The 17,652-nt window shown below is 62.7% G+C and carries 11 protein-coding genes; 10 read left to right on the top strand and 1 reads right to left on the bottom strand.

Features of this window, described 5'->3' with window-relative positions; translation table 11 throughout:
* Together AC2FNJ_RS10190 and AC2FNJ_RS10195 are read left to right on the top strand one after the other, a co-directional pair.
* A partial coding sequence (locus AC2FNJ_RS10190; protein WP_496764123.1) for a hypothetical protein occupies positions 1–210 on the top strand: 210 nt, incomplete at its 5' end.
* Between the two features lie 117 nt (positions 211–327).
* Positions 328–1,356: a right-handed parallel beta-helix repeat-containing protein gene (locus tag AC2FNJ_RS10195; protein ID WP_496764124.1), complete on the top strand. Its 1,029-nt coding sequence runs from the start codon at positions 328–330 to the stop codon at positions 1,354–1,356.
* A gap of 69 nt (positions 1,357–1,425) precedes the next feature.
* Here AC2FNJ_RS10195 and AC2FNJ_RS10200 read toward each other — a convergent pair whose 3' ends face one another.
* A complete protein-coding gene (locus tag AC2FNJ_RS10200; RefSeq protein ID WP_496764125.1) occupies positions 1,426–2,274 on the bottom strand; it encodes a sulfotransferase in 849 nt (282 codons plus the stop codon).
* A 249-nt stretch (positions 2,275–2,523) separates the two neighbouring features.
* Between AC2FNJ_RS10200 and AC2FNJ_RS10205 the strand changes: the two genes are divergently transcribed.
* The 8 genes from AC2FNJ_RS10205 to AC2FNJ_RS10240 all read left to right on the top strand — a co-directional run bounded on the left by AC2FNJ_RS10205 (position 2,524) and on the right by AC2FNJ_RS10240 (position 17,496).
* Positions 2,524–4,002, top strand: a complete 1,479-nt coding sequence (locus tag AC2FNJ_RS10205; RefSeq protein ID WP_496764126.1) for a lipopolysaccharide biosynthesis protein — start codon at positions 2,524–2,526, stop codon at positions 4,000–4,002.
* Positions 4,003–4,135: 133 nt separating this feature from the next.
* The gene (locus AC2FNJ_RS10210; protein WP_496764127.1) at positions 4,136–5,008 is read left to right on the top strand and encodes a glycosyltransferase; all 873 of its coding nucleotides are present in this window, start codon (positions 4,136–4,138) and stop codon (positions 5,006–5,008) included.
* 126 nt (positions 5,009–5,134) lie between these two features.
* Entirely contained in the window at positions 5,135–11,479 is a 6,345-nt protein-coding gene (locus tag AC2FNJ_RS10215) for an Ig-like domain-containing protein (protein WP_496764128.1), read from the top strand.
* 161 nt (positions 11,480–11,640) lie between these two features.
* A complete protein-coding gene (gene rfbF, locus AC2FNJ_RS10220) occupies positions 11,641–12,417 on the top strand; it encodes a glucose-1-phosphate cytidylyltransferase (RefSeq protein WP_496764129.1) in 777 nt (258 codons plus the stop codon).
* A gap of 2 nt (positions 12,418–12,419) precedes the next feature.
* The gene (locus AC2FNJ_RS10225) at positions 12,420–14,741 is read left to right on the top strand and encodes an NAD-dependent epimerase/dehydratase family protein (RefSeq protein WP_496764130.1); all 2,322 of its coding nucleotides are present in this window, start codon (positions 12,420–12,422) and stop codon (positions 14,739–14,741) included.
* Between the two features lie 17 nt (positions 14,742–14,758).
* Positions 14,759–15,934 carry a class I SAM-dependent methyltransferase gene (locus AC2FNJ_RS10230; RefSeq protein WP_496764131.1) on the top strand — a complete coding sequence of 392 codons (1,176 nt, stop codon included), beginning with the start codon at positions 14,759–14,761 and terminating at the stop codon, positions 15,932–15,934.
* Positions 15,931–17,106 carry a class I SAM-dependent methyltransferase gene (locus AC2FNJ_RS10235; protein WP_496764132.1) on the top strand — a complete coding sequence of 392 codons (1,176 nt, stop codon included), beginning with the start codon at positions 15,931–15,933 and terminating at the stop codon, positions 17,104–17,106. Before AC2FNJ_RS10230 ends, AC2FNJ_RS10235 begins: the two co-directional genes overlap by 4 nt.
* Positions 17,107–17,109: 3 nt before the next feature.
* Positions 17,110–17,496, top strand: coding sequence for a hypothetical protein (locus tag AC2FNJ_RS10240; protein WP_496764133.1), 387 nt, complete (start codon positions 17,110–17,112; stop codon positions 17,494–17,496).
* The last annotated feature ends 156 nt before the right edge of the window (positions 17,497–17,652 follow it).

Genomic DNA, 17,652 nt, shown 5'->3' on the forward strand with positions numbered 1-17,652 from the left:
GAACTCATCCTGAAACTGCCCGGCGTTTTTCATCCCACATCAGAAATCTCATTCTGGGCGGTCGCCGTCGTTGCGCTGATCCTGACACAGGTGCAGGCGGTGCTGTCATTCCGGATCTTCGAGGGTCCACTGATGCGATACGGACGGAGCCTTGAAAAGCAGGATGGAAATCAGCCTGTCGTAACGGCTTCCGAGAAGGATTTGACCTAGAAAGGGGGGGACGTGCGAAAAAGGCTCATCTTGATCGCGGTGTGTACGACGCTTGCCAGAGCTCTCATCCCAGCGCCGGTACAAGCGACAGACCTTGCGACCGAGCTTCAAAGCGCTTTGTCCAAAGCGTCGGGCGGTGAAACGATCCTGCTGAAATCCGGCGATTATGGCAAGGTGGATATCAGGAACCTGAAGTTCAACGACTACGTCACCATTGCCTCTGCCAACGGCGCCCAAGGCGCAACTTTCGAGGGGGTGAATATCCAGAATTCCAGCTATCTGCGCATTGACGGTGTCCTTGTGGATTCACCAAGCGCCCGCGCAGCCATCGGGATCAATGGCAGTCATCATATCGAGGTGCTCAATTCCGAGATCAACGGGCCGATCACGACTCCTGGCACCCCGATTTTCGACGTCAACTTCGGCATCGAGGTTCGGGACGGCAGCCACCACATCCGGATAGAAAACAACGATATCCACCATGTTGCGGTGGGGGTCGGCAACTATGGTACCAACAACTTCGTACTCGCCGAAAACGCTTTCAACTATCTTGGCTCCGACGCATTCAAATTTGCCGGCGTCGACGGCGGTCTGATCAAGAACAACATGGGTCCGACCCATTTCTATCCCTACGAGGATACCCACGCCGATTTCATGCAGTTCCAGGGGCCGCCGTCGAAAAACCTCGAGATCACGGGCAACGTGCTGCTGCTGCGAAACCGCTTCGATATGCAGGGGATCTTCTTTGGCGGCAACGGCACGCACAGCAACGTCGCCATCCAGCAGAACATCATCTACACCCAGATGGCCAACGGCATCCGCATCAAGAACGGGACCGGCGTCGCCGTCAGTCACAACACGCTGATCAACGCGCTCAGCGCCGACCGGCCGGTGACGCGGATCTCGGTCCCGCCCGGCGCGTTGGTGCAATACAATATCGATTCAAGAAAGAAGGGCGGGCTGAAGGGCACGAACATCGCGATGCAGCATCTCGATCCGTCCGGCGGGTTCCACTATTCGGATCTGTTCGTCGGGTTGATGGAACATCGGGGCATCACCATCGCAAACCTGCGACCGGTTCCGGGCAGCCCGGCGGAAAGCCATGGCGCCTCTGCCCGGCTCAAGGCACTGAAGGCGGGCGATTAGGGCCTGGCGCACCAAACGGCAAATCGGTTTCACGGAACGCCGTCTGTCACCAGAACCGACAGGACGCGCTTAGGCCTGCGAAGCAGCTTCCCGGGCCGGGAGGCCTCCGGGCGTCAGGGATGTATCGGCCGGAACGGTCTCGGCGCTGGTCTGGGCCGTGGGCGAGGGCAGCGACGGGCAATGGATGTCGTTGCTCCATTCCTCTTCGGGGATCCCGAGATCGTTCAGGGCCGACCGGATCATCTCGACATTCTTGATCCGTGGTCCGGACTTCGGATTGCGGTTCGCATGCGGTTTCTTCGCGAGCGGCGGGTGCCCCAGGAAGGTGGCGATTTTCTCCGCGGCATGGGGATCCCGGATATAATTGATCAGCAACAGATCCTCCGGCCGTTCCCGGTAGTGGTTCAGGACATCGATGTGATAGGCGTTGCGTTGAATGGTCCAGGCCCGGATGGAGCTTTCCTTGATCGTCCATAGCGGATGGCGCTTCTTGTTCGGCGGCAGACGGCGGATATGTTCCAACCGGCTGTCAATCCAGGTGTCGAGATCGCGAACCTGCAGAATGAATTTCGCATTCGGAAACATTTCATCCAACTTGCGGAAATTGTCCGGAATGCCGTCGCAAAAGGCGTCATACATCCGATACATCGTGGTGCGGGACGTGTCGCGCCATTTCGTCCCGTGATACGAGTGATACCCGAGGTCCTGAAAGATCCGGTGCAGGGAGGTTGTTCCGCTCTTGTTCTCGCCGATGGCGAAGACTTTTCTGGCATTCCGGCCTGCAAAAAAACGGGTCAGACTGCTGCGTCCCGAGACGACAAACTCAGCCAAATCAAGTTTCATAATCGCACTCTCCCGCACAATCACCGTTAAACAAATGCCCAGGCCACCTGCCTGCCGACCGGATAATGCTGGCATCCCGGCGCCATGGCAATGCTTTTCCAGATCTTCGGAACACTACCGGAACGGGCGGCGCCCCGCGCAGGTGATCCCGCAGAAACACCCGCGGATTTCCCCCAGAATTGCCTTGAACTTTTGCGGAATTCGGCAAAAAGGTTAGGCGCATTCTTGTAGACGGTATGATTGAGTATGGGCGGCCCCCCGCGGAATAGTGCAAGTCGTTACGTTGTGAACGCCTCCAGTTCGATCGCGACCGCCATTCTCCGCATGACGGCGCTGGTTTGGGTCAACCAGTATCTTTTGCGCCGGATCGAGCCGGCGGAATACGCGCTGGTGCCGGTGATCGCCTCCCTGCTGATTGTGGCTGAGATTGTCCCGACCATCTTTCTGCGCGGCCTGGCCCGGTTCATGGTCGAAGCCGACGCCCGGCGCGACGGGCGCAACATGACGTCGATCGTCTCCTCGATGGTTCCGGTTCTCTTTGTGGTTGCAGCGGTGCTGTTCGCCGCCGGCCTGCTGGCGGTGGTTCATATCGATCTGGTCATCACCGTGGCGCCGCAATACCGGGGCCAGGCCCAGGCGATGCTGCTCATGTTGGTATCCGTCCTGTGCCTGAGAATCGCGGCGACGCCCTTCCGGGTCGGCCTGCACGTGCGGATGCGGTTCGTCGAACAGAACCTGATCCTGCTGGGAACCGAGATGTTGCGGGTCGGCCTGCTGCTGCTGTTGCTGCTGGCGGTCAGCACACAGGTTCTGTGGGTGGCGGTGGCCTCTTCGGTGGCGAATACGGTGAACATGCTGATCCTGATCATCTGTACCGTCCGCATCCTGCCCGACGCCCGTCTGCGCCTGTCGGCCATATCCTTCGCAACCATCCGGCGGCTGCTCGGCTTCAGCCTCTGGACCCTGTTCCAGGGTCTTAACAATCTGGTGCTGAAGGCGCTTCCGGCGCTGCTGCTCAACCGGCACAGCTCCGCCACGGACGTGGCCTCGTTCCATGTGGGCAGCCTGGCCGACGCCCAGATTCGCAGGCTGGTCATCGCCGCTTCGGCCCCGGCCAAGCCGGCCCTGACCACGATCTACGCGACCGAAGGCGAAAGCGCGCTCCAGAGTTTCTACTATCGGGGCGGGCGCTACTATCTGTGGGTCACGATGTTCCTGCTGCCGCCCCTGCTGGTTTTCGCCTATCCGCTGATCACGCTCTATGCCGGCGAGCGCTATATCCTGGCGGCCCCGGTCATGCTGCTGCTGCTGGGGATCTATCCGATCGCCTGGGCCAGCGGGATGTTTTACGAGATCGCCTATGCGATCGGCCGGATCCGCGCCTTCAACATCTGCACCATGGTCCTCAGCCTGTGCGCCCTGGCCGGCATGTGGTATTTCGTGGTCATCCGCGACATGGGCGCGCTGGGAGCGGCGCTGGGGCTGAGCGGGGCCTATGCCCTGGTCTATCTGTTCCTGATGTGGCCGGTCGGGCTCTGGTTGGTCCGGGGACGGTGGTCGGTCTTCGCGCGGCAGACATTGCTACCCGGTCTGGGCCCTTTCGCCTCCGCCTGTCTGGCATGTCTGATTTTCGCGCAGGCCTGGCCCATCGATGGCTGGGGAAAGTTTTTCATCGGCTGCGCTCTGTCAGCCCTTGTTTATACCGCGGTGCTGTTCATCATGTGCCTCGATCCGCAGGATCGGATTCTCTTGACCCGAGCGCGGCGCAAGATTGGCGCGCGGCTGAAGGGAAAGAACAAATAGCATGGCTGCCAGAGCGTAGAGAAATGAAACAAATCTTCAACAAAGGGCGAATTGTTTCGACATTTTTCGGATGGACTTAAAAGCACCCACTCTCTCTCGGCAAGGTAGTTCTCAGCCCATTGTCAGCATCGGCATGCCGGTTTTCAATGGCGGGAAATTCATCGCCCAGGCGCTGGAGGCAATTCTGGCTCAGGATCTGGGCGATTTCGAACTGATCATTTCCGACAATGCTTCAACGGATGACACCGCAGAAATATGCGCGGACTATGCCGCCAGGGATGCGCGGATCTCCTATACGCGGCAACCCGAGAATCTGGGCGCCGCAAAGAACTACAACTACGTCTTTCAGACCGCATCCGCGAAGTATTTCAAATGGGCCGCGCATGACGATCTGCTGAAGCCGCAGTTTCTGACCCGTTGCGTTCAAAGGTTTGAAGAACTGGAGACCCCTCCGGTCATCGTCTACCCCCGTTCCGAGTTCATCAATGAATCCGGGCAGGTTCTGCGCGCGGACCGGAACTCCATGCACACAACCTCCATCTCACCTGCCGTGCGTGTGTTTCGCTCGGTGCAGGCCATGGGTCTGGTAACCTCGGTTTTCGGAGTATTTCAGCGCGAGGCCCTGGCCCGGACGCGATTGATCGGAAGTTTTGTCGCCTCCGATTACGTGTTGCTGCTGGAATGTGCCCTGCTGGGAAACATCGTCCACCTCGAAGGCGAACCGTTGTTTCAGCGCCGCATTCATGGCGACATGTCGCGGCAGGCAAACCGGACCGAGGAAGAGGTGCTGCGCTGGTTCGACCCGGCGGCGCGGGCAAAACTGTCGTCCAAACAACGCCTGTATCTCGAATTTTTGAAGTCGATATACGAAATCAACGGGCTGAACGCCTTTCAAAGAACCCTGTGCGCGACATCGCTGCTGAGCGGGTTTGCGGTCCGGCGGTCGCGCGTCACCGCAGGGCGCTGGCGGCGGCAGATCCTTGGTGGGCGCGACCGGCTCCCTTGATTTCCGTCTGCGAAATGCGGCACAATGACGGTGATAAAATATACTTGTTGGTCTCTATGCCCCGCCTGCGCATTGCTGTAGATGTAGGGGGGCATGTTTTTTAGTGTTTGATGAGTGAGTGAAGCCATGAGTGTTTCCGACGATTTTGCGTCAGGTGTACTGGATTCTGTTTGGACAATTGAGGGCCCGGCAGGAATTTCCCACGCACTGGGGGCGAATGCCACGGACGCCTATCTGGAACTGGTGACGCCGGATGGTGACTATGACGTCTGGAACACCAACAACGGCGCCCGCGCGATGCAAGCGACGGCGGATACCGATTTCCAGATCGAAACGCGGTTTCTGACCACACCCACCGAAAAGTACCAACTCCAGGGTCTGCTGGTCGAGCAGGACGCCGACAACTGGATCCGGTTCGGCACCTATTCCAACGGCAAGAAGCTCTTCGCCACCGCAATCGTCACCGTTGACGGCGTGTCGACACAACTGCTCCGGGTCAGGATTCCCGAAGGCACCGCACCCTATCTGCGGGTTGACCGGACCGGCGATGTCTGGACCATGGAATACTCCCTGGACGGCAGCACCTGGGTGACGGCAGGCGATTTCACCCATGACCTGACGGTCGCGAAAACCGGTGTGTATGCCGGCAATACCGGCAATGCGGCGGGTTACACCGCGCAGGTGGACTACTTCGAGAACACCGCGGACCCGCTGGTGGACGAGGACGGCACCATCGTGCCCCCCAACAGCCCGCCGGATGCGGTCGATGACGGGCTCGCCACCGACGAGGACGTGGCGCTGGTGATCAATGTCGCCGCCGACCTGCTGGCCAATGACAGCGACCCCGAGGGCGACCCGATCGGCCTCACCGGCATCACCCAGCCCGCCAACGGCACGCTGACCGACAATGGCGACGGCACCTATACCTACACCCCGGATCCGGGCTTCTCCGGAACCGACAGCTTCACCTACACCATCTCGGACGGCACCGGCACCGACACCGCGACGGTGAACGTCACCGTCAACGACACCACGCCCTCCAACGATCCGCCAAATGCGGTCGATGACGGGCTCGCCACTGACGAGGACGTGGCGCTGGTGATCGACGTGGCCGCCGACCTGCTGGCCAATGACAACGACCCCGAGGGCGACCCGATCAGCCTCACCGGCACCACCCAGCCCGCCAACGGCACGCTGACCGACAATGGCGACGGCACCTATACCTACACCCCGGATCCGGGCTTCTCCGGAACCGACAGCTTCACCTACACCATCTCGGACGGCAACAGCACCGACACCGCGACGGTCAATCTGACCGTGGGCACGCCGCCGCCGCCGAGCGGGCCGATGTCGGACGATTTTGCATCGGGGGTCTTGGATTCGGCTTGGAGCATCGAAGGTCCATCCGGGATTTCCGCCGGCCTCGGAACGAATGCCACGGACGCCTATCTGGAACTGGTGACGCCGGACGGTGACTATGACGTCTGGGACGCCAACAACGGCGCCCGCGCGATGCAGGCCACCGACAATACCGATTTCCAGATCGGAACCCGCTTCCTGACCACACCGACCGAGAAATTCCAACTGCAGGGCCTGCTGGTCGAGCAGGACGCCGACAACTGGATCCGGTTCGACACCTATTCCAACGGCAGAAAGCTCTTTGCATTTGCCGCGATCACCGTTGACAGCGTGTCGACCCAGATGTTCCGGGTCACGATCTCGGGCGGTACGGCCCCTTATCTGCGGGTCGACCGGACCGGCGATGTCTGGACCATGGAATATTCCCTGGACGGCAGCGTCTGGGTGACGGCGGGCAGCTTCTCGCACACGCTGAACGTGACGCAAACCGGGGTATTCGCCGGCAATACCAGCAATGCGACGGGTTACACCGCGCAGGTGGACTACTTCGAGAACACCGCGGACCCGCTGGTGGACGAGGACGGCACCATCGTGCCCCCCAACAGCCCGCCGGATGCGGTCGATGACGGGCTCGCCACCGACGAGGACGTGGCGCTGGTGATCAATGTCGCCGCCGACCTGCTGGCCAATGACAGCGACCCCGAGGGCGACCCGATCAGCCTCACCGGCACCACCCAGCCCGCCAACGGCACGCTGACCGACAATGGCGACGGCACCTATACCTACACCCCGGATCCGGGCTTCTCCGGAACCGACAGCTTCACCTACACGATCTCGGACGGCACCGGCACCGACACCGCAACGGTGAACGTCACCGTCAACGACACCACGCCTTCCAACGATCCGCCAAATGCCGTCGATGACGGGCTCGCCACCGACGAGGACGTGGCGCTGGTGATCAATATCGCCGCCGACCTGCTGGCAAATGACAGCGACCCCGAGGGCGACCCGATCAGCCTCACCGGCACCACCCAGCCCGCCAACGGCACGCTGACCGACAATGGCGACGGCACCTATACCTACACCCCGGATCCGGGCTTCTCCGGAACCGACAGCTTCACCTACACGATCTCGGATGGCACCGGCACCGACACCGCAACGGTGAACGTCACCGTCAACGACACCACGCCCTCCAACGATCCGCCGCAGGCGACGAATGACGGCTATCAGCTGGACGCCCAGGGGAACCTGACCGTTTCGGCGGCGGACGGCGTGCTGCGCAACGACTCCGATCCGGACGGGGATGCGTTGAGCGTGACGCTCGAAACCGGGCCGTCGAACGGCACGCTGACCCTCAACGCCGATGGCAGCTTCACCTATGCGGCCGATCCCGGCCATCTGGGCAGCGACAGCTTCACCTACCGGGTGAGCGACCCCTCGGGTATGAGCGACGTGGCGACGGTCACGCTCGGCTCGGGCAACAGCGCGCCGGTCATCACCACCGGCAGCAGCCGCTTTTCCAAGACCGTGGTCAGCACCGCCATGCCGCTGACCCATATCGCCCTGGCCGCGGATTTCGACCATGACGGCGATCTCGACATCGTGGCGACCTCGGAACAGAATGACTCCGTCGTCTGGTTCGAGAATGACGGCGCCTTCGGCTTCACGCCGCATACTATCGACGCCGCCCTGGACTCCTCCTATCCGGCCTCGCTGGCCGATCTCGATCAGGACGGCCACATGGACGTGCTGGTGGGAGGCTACCGCGAGGATGTCTATGCCTGGTACCGCAATGACGGGGCGGGGAATTTCACCAAGAACGTGATCCTCAACGAAAACGGGGCGCATTCGATCTTCGCCGCCGATTTCGACGGGGACGGCGATCTGGATCTGGTCACCGCCGGGCAGGAGGCCAACACCATCTCGTGGCACGAGAATGACGGCAACCAGTCCTTCTCCACCCATGTCATCGACGCCGCCTCGATGGCGGCGAAATCCTCGCTGCCGGTGGATCTGGACGGCGATGGCGATCTCGATATCGTGACGGCCAGTTTCGACGACGACACCGTGGCGTGGTATGAAAACGACGGCAGCCAGACCTTCACCAAGCGCCTGATCGATACGGGGGCCGACGGCGCCTATTTCACCACCACGGCGGATATCGACGGGGATGGCGATCTGGATGTCCTGAACGCCAGCAAGAACGACGACACGATCGCTTGGTACCGCAATGACGGCGGCATCTTCACCAAGATCCTGATCGCCGCCAATGCCGATGCGGCGCGTTATGTGGACGTGGCCGACATCGATGGCGACGGCGACATCGACGTGACCTCGGCCAGCGTCGACGACAATACGATCCGGCTGTTCCTCAACGACGGGTCGGGGAACTTCACCACCGTGATTGCGGACGACAACGCGATCGGCGCCTACGGGGCGGTGCCCATCGACATGAACGGGGACGGGCTGGTCGATATTCTCGGGGCCAGCAAGACCGACGGCACCATCTCGGTGTTGTTCCACGAAAAACTCCAGGCCGTCGAGCTTGAGCCCGGCAACAGCCTGGCGATCGGACCCTCGCTGCTTGCGGCCACGGATGCCGAGCAATCGGCGGCGCAGCTGACCTATATTCTGGATGCGCTGCCCGGGCTGGGCGAGCTGCGCCTGGACGGCGTCGCCCTTGGCGTCGGGGACGGCTTCACCCAGGAGGACGTGGATCTCGGCCGCGTGTCCTATCACCAGAGCGGCTCGGTCGAAGGCAATGACAGCATCGTGCTGAAGTTGAGCGACGGGATCGCACCCGCCGCAACCGTCAGTCTCGACCTGACGATCGCGACCCCGCCGCCGCCGAGCGGCCTGATCTCGGACGATTTCGCTTCCGGAGTTCTGGATCCGGCCTGGAGCATCGAAGGCCCCGCCGGGATTTCCTCGGGCTTCGCGACGAATGCAAGCGACGCCTATCTGGAACTGGTGACGCCGGATGGCGACTATGACGTCTGGGACACCAACAACGGCGCCCGCGCGATGCAGGCGGTCGCCGATGTGGATTTCCAGATCGAGACCCGGTTCCTGAGCACGCCAACCGAGCGCTATCAGATCCAGGGCCTGCTGGTCGAACAGGATGCGGACAACTGGATCCGCTTCGACACCTATTCCAACGGCAGCAATTTCTATGCCTTTGCCGGGATCACGGTGAATGGCGATTCCTCGACCGCGTTCAAGGTCACGATCCCCGGCGGCAGCGCGCCCTATCTGCGCCTCACGCGGGCCGGAGATGACTGGACGCTGGAGTATTCCACCGACGGGGCCGCCTGGGTCACCGCGGGCAACTTTACCCATGCGCTGACCGTGACCAAGACCGGAGTGTTTGCAGGCAATACCGCAAATGCGTCGGGCTTTGTCGCGCAGGTGGATTATTTCGAGAACACCGCCGAACCGATCGCCGACGAGGATGGCAGCTATACCCCGATCAATCTAGCGCCGGATGCCGTGGATGACGGGCTGGTCACACCGGTCGACGCAGCCCTGCTGATCGACGTCAATTCGGATTTGCTGGCCAATGACAGCGATCCGAACAGCGACCCGATCAGCCTCACCGGCATCACCCAGCCCGCCAACGGCACGCTGACCGACAATGGCAACGGCACCTATACCTACACGCCGGATCCGGGCTTCTCCGGTGATGACAGCTTCACCTACACCATCTCGGACGGCGATCTCACGGACACAGCGACGGTCACCATCGCGGTCGGCAATCCGATCGATGTCTGGTACGGCCTCACGCAGAGCTTCGGCAGTCCCGGTGAAGGCCAGGAACGCATCAACATCCTGGGCAATGTCGGCGGCAACGTCACATCGCTGACCTATTCGCTCAATGGCGGCCCCGAACAGACCCTGTCCGTGGGCGCCGATGGCATCCGCCTGCAGAATCCGGGCGATTTCAACGTGGACATCTTCTACGCCGATCTCGACGGCTCGGCCGCCGATGACGTGGTGACGATCACCGCGACCCTGGCCGGGGGCGCGGTCGTGACCCGCGATGTGGTTGTCGAATACGAGTCCGGTAACGACTGGAGTCCGAATTACAGCATCGACTGGTCCACGGTCACGGACATTCAGGATGTGCTTCAGGTGGTGGACGGAACCTGGTCCTGGGACGCCAACGGCGCACGTCCCGTCGATCTGGGCTATGACCGGCTGCTGGTCCTGGGCGATCAGGGCTGGGACAATTACGAGGTCAACCTGACCATCGACATGCATGATCTGCAGAACGAGCACCCCGTGGTGGGCGGCGGATTCACCTTTGGGATGATGTGGAACGGCCATACGGATTCGCGTTATGGCGACATCCAGCCCCTGTCCGGCTGGGAGCCCGGCGCGGCGTTCTACTACACGAACGAACGCTTCAAGAATCACAGCTACCACGAATGGTCCGAGGTTCTGGGCGTGACGCCCAAACTGAACCTGCAGGAAGGCCTGACCTACAATTTCACCATCCGGGTGGAACAGACCGGAATCTATGACCGGGTCTACAGCCTCAAGGTCTGGGAAGAAGGCACGACCGAGCCGGTGGACTGGACCCTGCAATCGGTCGAAACCTTCAGCCTCGCCGAAGCGCCCGCCACCGGCTCGCTTTATCTCAACGCCCATTACTTCGACGTGACCTTCGGCGATCTCACCGTGACCGAGATCACCGGCAACGACATCATCCAGGGCGACGACAGCGCCGAGATCCAGGTCGCGGTCGATACCGGCAGCGCCACGCCGGGCCAGGGCGAGATCGACGTCTTCGTCGGTGCCGGCGGCACGGATGTCTTCGTCTTCGGGGACGAGAACGGCACCTATTACGACGACGGGATCGGCGCCGATGCCGGCGAGAGCGATTACGGCTTCGTCTGGGACTTCGAGACGGGACTCGACCAAGTGCAGCTGAACGGGTCGGCCTCGGACTATGTGCTGAGCACGGACGCGCCGGGCCTGACGCCGGGAACCGCGATCTGGCGGGTGGGCCAGAACGGCGATGCGGATGAACTTGTCGGGATATTGAACGGGATCTACGGCCTGACTCTGAACGACGACGAATTCATCTATACCGACTCGCTTCTGGTGTAAGAAGGACTCCAAAACATCACACTGTTTTCGGACACGAAACGATGTCGGGTAAAATATTGCCAGTTTTCTGGAGGAATGTTTCACTTCCCTTCGACGGCCCGGCGCCTTGTCGGAAATTTCCGGCAAGGATCTGGGCGCATTTGCATTGACGGAGAATTTTCATGAAAATCGCTATTCTCGCCGGGGGCAAAGGCACGCGTCTGGCCGAGGAAACCTCGATCCGGCCCAAACCCATGGTCGAGATCGGGGGCATGCCCATCCTTTGGCACATCATGATGATCTATTCCCATTACGGGTATAACGACTTTGCCGTCGCGCTCGGCTACATGGGCAACTACATCAAGCGCTACTTCGCCGAATACGGGACGCTGGCGGGCAACATCACGGTCAACATGGGCCGGCCCGAGCCGGTGGTGCGCCACGATCAGGATCATGCCCCCTGGACGGTCGATCTGATCGAAACCGGCGGCGAGACCCTGACCGGCGGCCGGGTCAAGCGGCTGCAGCCCTATCTGGGCGACGGAACCTTCATGCTGACCTGGGGCGACGGGGTGTCCGACGTGGACCTCCACAAGCTGCTGGCGTTCCACCGCCATCACGGCAAGCTGGCGACGATCACGGCGGTGCGCCCGCCCGCCCGCTACGGGCACATGCGGTTCGACGGCGACCAGGTGACCGCCTTCGAGGAAAAGCCGCAGACCGCCGAGGGCTGGATCAACGGCGCCTTCTTCGTGCTGGAACCGCAGGTCTTCGACTACATCGAGGGCGACATGGTCATGTTCGAACATGCCCCGCTGGAAAATCTGGCCAGGGACGGTCAGCTGATGGCCTATCGTCACGACGGGTTCTGGGCGGCGATGGATACGCTGCGCGACAAGCACAATCTGCAAAAACTCTGGGATTCAGGTGAACGCCCCTGGGCGGTGTGGGAGAAATGAGCATGCGAGTACTGGTGACAGGCCACCGCGGTTATATCGGAACGGTGTTGACCCCGATGCTGGAAGCGGCCGGGCATGACGTCGTGGGAATCGACAGCGATCTTTACGAGCGCTGCACCTTCGCCCCCGGGGGCGAGATGCCGCAGGTTCCGACGATCCTCAAGGACATCCGCGAGATCGAGACGGCCGACCTGCTGGGCTTCGACGCGGTGCTGCATCTGGCGGCGCTGTCCAACGATCCGCTGGGCGATTTCCGCCCCGAGACCACCTATGACATCAATTTCGAAGGCACCATGAACGTGGCCCGCGCCGCCAAGGCGGCGGGGGTGTCGCGCTTCGTGTTTTCCTCCTCCTGCTCGAATTACGGGGCCTCGGGCGCCGATTTCATCGACGAGACCGGGGCCTTCAACCCGGTGACGCCCTATGGCGAGAGCAAGGTCCGGTCCGAGCAGGCGCTGGCGGACCTGGCCGATGACGGTTTCTGCCCGACCTTCCTGCGCTCGGCCACGGCTTATGGCGTCAGCCCGCGCATCCGCTTCGATCTGGTGCTGAACAACCTGGTCGCCTGGGCGGTGACCACCGGCAACATCCACATGAAGTCCGACGGCACGCCCTGGCGGCCGATCACCCATATCGAGGATATCAGCCGCGCCTTCCTGGCGACGCTCGACACCCCGGTCGAGAAGATCCGCAACGAGGCGTTCAACGTCGGCGTGACCGAGCACAACTACCAGATCCGCGAACTGGCCGAGATCGTGGCCGACGTGGTGCCGGGCTGCGAGGTGACCTTTGCCGAGGGCGCCGGGCCGGACAAGCGGTCCTACCGGGTGAACTGCGACAAGATCCAGCGGGTCATGCCGCAGTTCAAGCCGCAATGGGACGCCCGCCGGGGCGCGCAGTCGCTCTACGAGGCCTACCTGGCGCAGAAGCTGACGCTGGAAGAGTTCGAAGGCCCCCGCTATCAGCGGATCGGGCATATCAAGAAGCTGATCGCCGACGACATCATCGACGTCACGCTCAAGCATACCCCGGCGGGCGCGGCGGCGCGGCCCCGCGACGACGCCGAGGCGGCGCAGGCGGATTTCGCCGCCGACAGCGCCAGGGTCAACTGCATCTCCTGCGGCCACAAGGGGCTGGAGCCGATCCTCGATCTGGGGCTGATGCCGCGGTCGGACGGGCTGCTGGACGCCAACGGGCTGGCGCAGAAGGAGTCGCTGGTGCCGCTCAGGCTGGGCTATTGCCCGGACTGCACCCTGGTGCAGCTGCTGGAAACCCGGCCGCCCGAGGAGATGTTCGGCGACGACTATGTCTATTTCTCGTCCTATTCCGAGGATCTGCTGAAACATTCCCGCGACAACGCGCTCGAACTGATCGAGCGCCGCAGGCTCGGCCCGGACAATCTCGTGGTCGAGATCGCCTCGAACGACGGCTACATGCTGCGGAACTTCAAGGAAAAGGGCATCCAGGTGCTCGGCGTCGATCCGGCCACCCAGCCGGCCACCGCGGCGCGCGAAAAGGGCATCGACACGGTGATCGACTTTTTCGGCACCCGGGTCGCCGGCGCGCTGCGCGCAGAGGGACGGCGGGCCGATGTCATCATCGCCAACAACGTGGTGGCCCATGTGGCCGATCAGAACGATCTGGTGGCGGGGATGGCCGAGCTGCTGGCCGAGGACGGCGCGGTGGTGGTCGAGTTTCCCTATGTCCGCGACATGATCGATTTCATCGAGTTCGACACCATCTATCACGAACACCTGTGCTATTTCTCGGTCGGCTCGGCCAAGGCGCTGTTCGAGCGGCACGGGCTGTATCTCAACGACGTGCGCCGCCTGCCGATCCATGGCGGGTCGTTGCGGCTCTATTTCGGCAAGACCGCCGCGCCCGCCGAGGCGGTGCAGGCCATTCTGGCCGAGGAACGGGCGCTGGGGCTCGACCGGTTCGACTATTACAAGACCTTCGGCGCCCGGGTGCGCGCGTTCCGCGAACAGGCCCGCAAGCTGGTCGGCAACCTGAAGGCCGACGGCAAGCGGATCGCAGCCTATGGCGCGGCGGCCAAGGGCACGATCATGCTGAACTTCCTCAATCTGAATGACCGGGCCATCGAATATGCGGTGGACAGGAACGTGCACAAGCAGGGCAAGTACATGCCCGGGGTGCGCATCCGGATCGACCAGCCGGAACGGCTGATGGAGGACCGGCCGGATTACGTGATGATCCTGCCCTGGAACTTCCGCGACGAGATCATCCGCCAGCAGAGGGCCTTTCTGGAGGCCGGCGGCAAATTCGTCGTGCCGATCCCCGATCTCGAAATCGTCGGCGCCTGAAGGCGGGGCATCGTTTCATGACTGAAAAAACCGCATGCCCGGCCTGTACCGGGCGAAATCTCACGGAAATCTACCGGCTCGACGCCATTCCGGTGCAAAGCTGCATCCTGCTCGAAACCGAAACGGAGGCGCGGAATTTCCCGCGCCATCCGCTGGTGCTGATGTTCTGCGGCGATTGCGGGTTCGTGTTCAATTCCGTCTTCGACCTGTCGCTGGTCGACTACGCCTCGACCACCGAGGAAAGCCAGCATTTCTCGGGCACCTTCAACCGGTTCGCCCGCGATCTCGCGGCCGAGGTGGCGTCGCTTTACGATCTCAGGGGCAAACGCACCCTCGAGATCGGCTGCGGCAAGGGCGAGTTCCTGCAGGAGCTGGCCGAACAGACCGGCACCCGCGGCCTCGGTGTCGATCCCGGTTTCATCCCCGAACGCCTGCCGGGCGCGGACGGGCACGAGATCGCCTTTCAGCGCGAATATTTCGATCCCGGAACCATCGCCGAGATCCCCGATTTCGTCGCCTGCCGCCACACCCTGGAACACATCCCCGAGGTGGGACGGTTCATGCAGGACATCGCGCAGGTGATCGGCGGGCGCGGCGATGTCGGCATCTTCTTCGAAACCCCCGATGTCCAGCGGGTGCTGGCCGAAGGGGCGTTCTGGGACATCTATTTCGAACATTGCTCCTATTTCACCCAGGGCAGCCATGCCCGGCTGTTCCGGCGGGCCGGGTTCGACGTGACCCGGCTCTACCTGGCCTATGACGACCAGTACATCATCCAGTATGCCGCGCCGCAGGCCGGGCGCCCCGCCCTGCCGCAGGAGGACGATCTGGACACCGTCCGCGCCCTGGCCGCCGCCTTTCCGCAAAAGGTGGCCGAAACCCGCCGCCACTGGACCGAATTCGTTCGCACCCGCCACGCCGCGGGCCGACGGGTGGCGATCTGGGGCGGCGGCTCCAAGGGCGTGTCGTTCCTGACTACCAACGACCTGGGGGCCGAGGTGGCGCAGGTCATCGACATCAATCCGTTCAAGCAGGGCAAATACCTGCCCGGAACCGGGCATCTGGTCAGCGGCCCCGACAGCCTGCGGCAGATGCCGCCCGACACCGTGATCGTGATGAACCCGATCTACCTGCCCGAGATCGGGGCGCAACTGTCCGAGATGGGCCTCAACCCGGAGCTCGTTGCCGTATGACCGACGGATCCCCGACACCCTGCCCGCTCTGCGCCGCGCGAAAGGCGCAGGACATCTTCCGGCTGGACGCGGTTCCGGTGATCTGCAACCAGCTCTGGCCGGATGCCGAGGCCGCGCGCGCGGCGCCGGCCGGGACGGTGGATCTCAAGCTCTGCCCCGATTGCGGCTTCATCTGGAACAGCGCCTTTGCGCCGGACCGCATGGTCTATGCGCCCGGCTACGAAAACGCGCTGCATTTCTCGCCCAGGTTCCAGGCCTTCGCCGAGGAGCTGGCCGCGGGTCTGGTGGCGCGGCACGGGCTGGAAGGCCGGCATGTGGTCGAGATCGGCTGCGGCGACGGGCACATGCTGGACCTGATGGCGCAGAACGGGGTGGCGAGCGCCACCGGATTCGATCCGTCGATGGCGGGCAAGCCGACGCCGTTCACCGCCCGCGACTCGGTCGAGATCGTGGGCGAGTATTTCCGGTCGGATCAGCTGGACCGGCCGTTCGACGCGATCCTGTGCCGCCATGTGCTGGAACATCTCGACGCGCCGGTGCCGCTTCTGGCCGATATCCGCCGCGCGATCGGCGACCGGGACGTTCCCGTCTATTTCGAGGTGCCGAACGCGGGCTGGATGCTGGACGCGGTGTCGATGTGGGACGTGATCTACGAGCATGTGGGGTACTGGAGCGCGCCGGCGATCACCACCCTGTTCCGCCGCACCGGGTTCGAGCCGGTCTCGGTCGGCGCCGGATACGGCGATCAGTTCCTGATGGTCGAGGCCGTCCCCGCCGACCCCGTTCCGGACTATCTGGACGCCGGCACGGGCGCGGTCTGCCAGGCGGCGGCGGCGTTCGGCAGGGCGGCCAATGCCGAGCTCGACCGCTGGCGCGACCGGCTGTCGGACTTCGGCGGCACCGCCGTCATCTGGGGCGCGGGCTCCAAGGGGATCACCTTTGCCAACGCGCTTGGCGCGGCCGCCCGCCCGCTGGCGGCGCTGGTCGATCTCAACACCCGCAAACACGGGCTGGTGGCCCCCGGCGTGGCCCTGCCGGTGATCGCCCCCGAGGCGCTGGCCCAGGTGAATCCCGATCTGGTCCTGATCTCGAACGCGCTCTACCAGGAGGAAATCACCGCGCAGGTGCGGGCGATGGGCCTGCGGCCGGAATTCGCCGTCATCGCGGGATAGCACATGGCGGTCGAACACAAGAACATCGTCGTCTCGAAGAAGCTGGTCGCCATCAATTCCGCAAGCACCGTGGTCGCCCGCGTGGTGAACTTTCTGGTGCTGATGTGGGTCTATCAGTACCTCCTGACGCGCCTGCCGACCCCGGGATGGTCATGTGACCTGCCATATGTAGCAGACAAAAAAATGCCGCACGGGTGGGCGGAACTGGCTTTTTTGAGTATCTTGGAAAGACCGTATTGTTTGGCCGGTCCTGCTTGGCCGGGGACTCAACAAAAGCGAGCGTCAGTACCACGGAGTGATCACGAGGCGCACATGACCATGCCGCAACAGGGCGGCACCATAGCAATGACGTCACCTGCCATGCGGGACGGGCTCCGGGGGACCCGATAATGAGTGGAATGTTTTTTCAGATTGCCCGTTTCCGGCGGGACCGCACCTTTCAAAACCGCCTGTCACATCTTCGAAGTTCGGGTGACACAAAGTCTTTATTTAGATCCTGAATATGCCTTGATGTACCGGGCAGACCGCGCCCGGCCTCACATCACG

Source organism: Ruegeria sp. BHSB196 (assembly GCF_059613135.1).

Coding starts and splice junctions, on each gene's coding strand:
- AC2FNJ_RS10200 (WP_496764125.1), bottom strand. CDS start 2,274: ATGCCAGCATTATCCGGTCGGCAGGCAGGTGGCCTGGGCATTTGTTTA.
- AC2FNJ_RS10205 (WP_496764126.1), top strand. CDS start 2,524: ATGACGGCGCTGGTTTGGGTCAACCAGTATCTTTTGCGCCGGATCGAG.
- AC2FNJ_RS10210 (WP_496764127.1), top strand. CDS start 4,136: ATGCCGGTTTTCAATGGCGGGAAATTCATCGCCCAGGCGCTGGAGGCA.
- AC2FNJ_RS10215 (WP_496764128.1), top strand. CDS start 5,135: ATGAGTGTTTCCGACGATTTTGCGTCAGGTGTACTGGATTCTGTTTGG.
- rfbF (WP_496764129.1), top strand. CDS start 11,641: ATGAAAATCGCTATTCTCGCCGGGGGCAAAGGCACGCGTCTGGCCGAG.
- AC2FNJ_RS10225 (WP_496764130.1), top strand. CDS start 12,420: ATGCGAGTACTGGTGACAGGCCACCGCGGTTATATCGGAACGGTGTTG.
- AC2FNJ_RS10230 (WP_496764131.1), top strand. CDS start 14,759: ATGACTGAAAAAACCGCATGCCCGGCCTGTACCGGGCGAAATCTCACG.
- AC2FNJ_RS10235 (WP_496764132.1), top strand. CDS start 15,931: ATGACCGACGGATCCCCGACACCCTGCCCGCTCTGCGCCGCGCGAAAG.
- AC2FNJ_RS10240 (WP_496764133.1), top strand. CDS start 17,110: ATGGCGGTCGAACACAAGAACATCGTCGTCTCGAAGAAGCTGGTCGCC.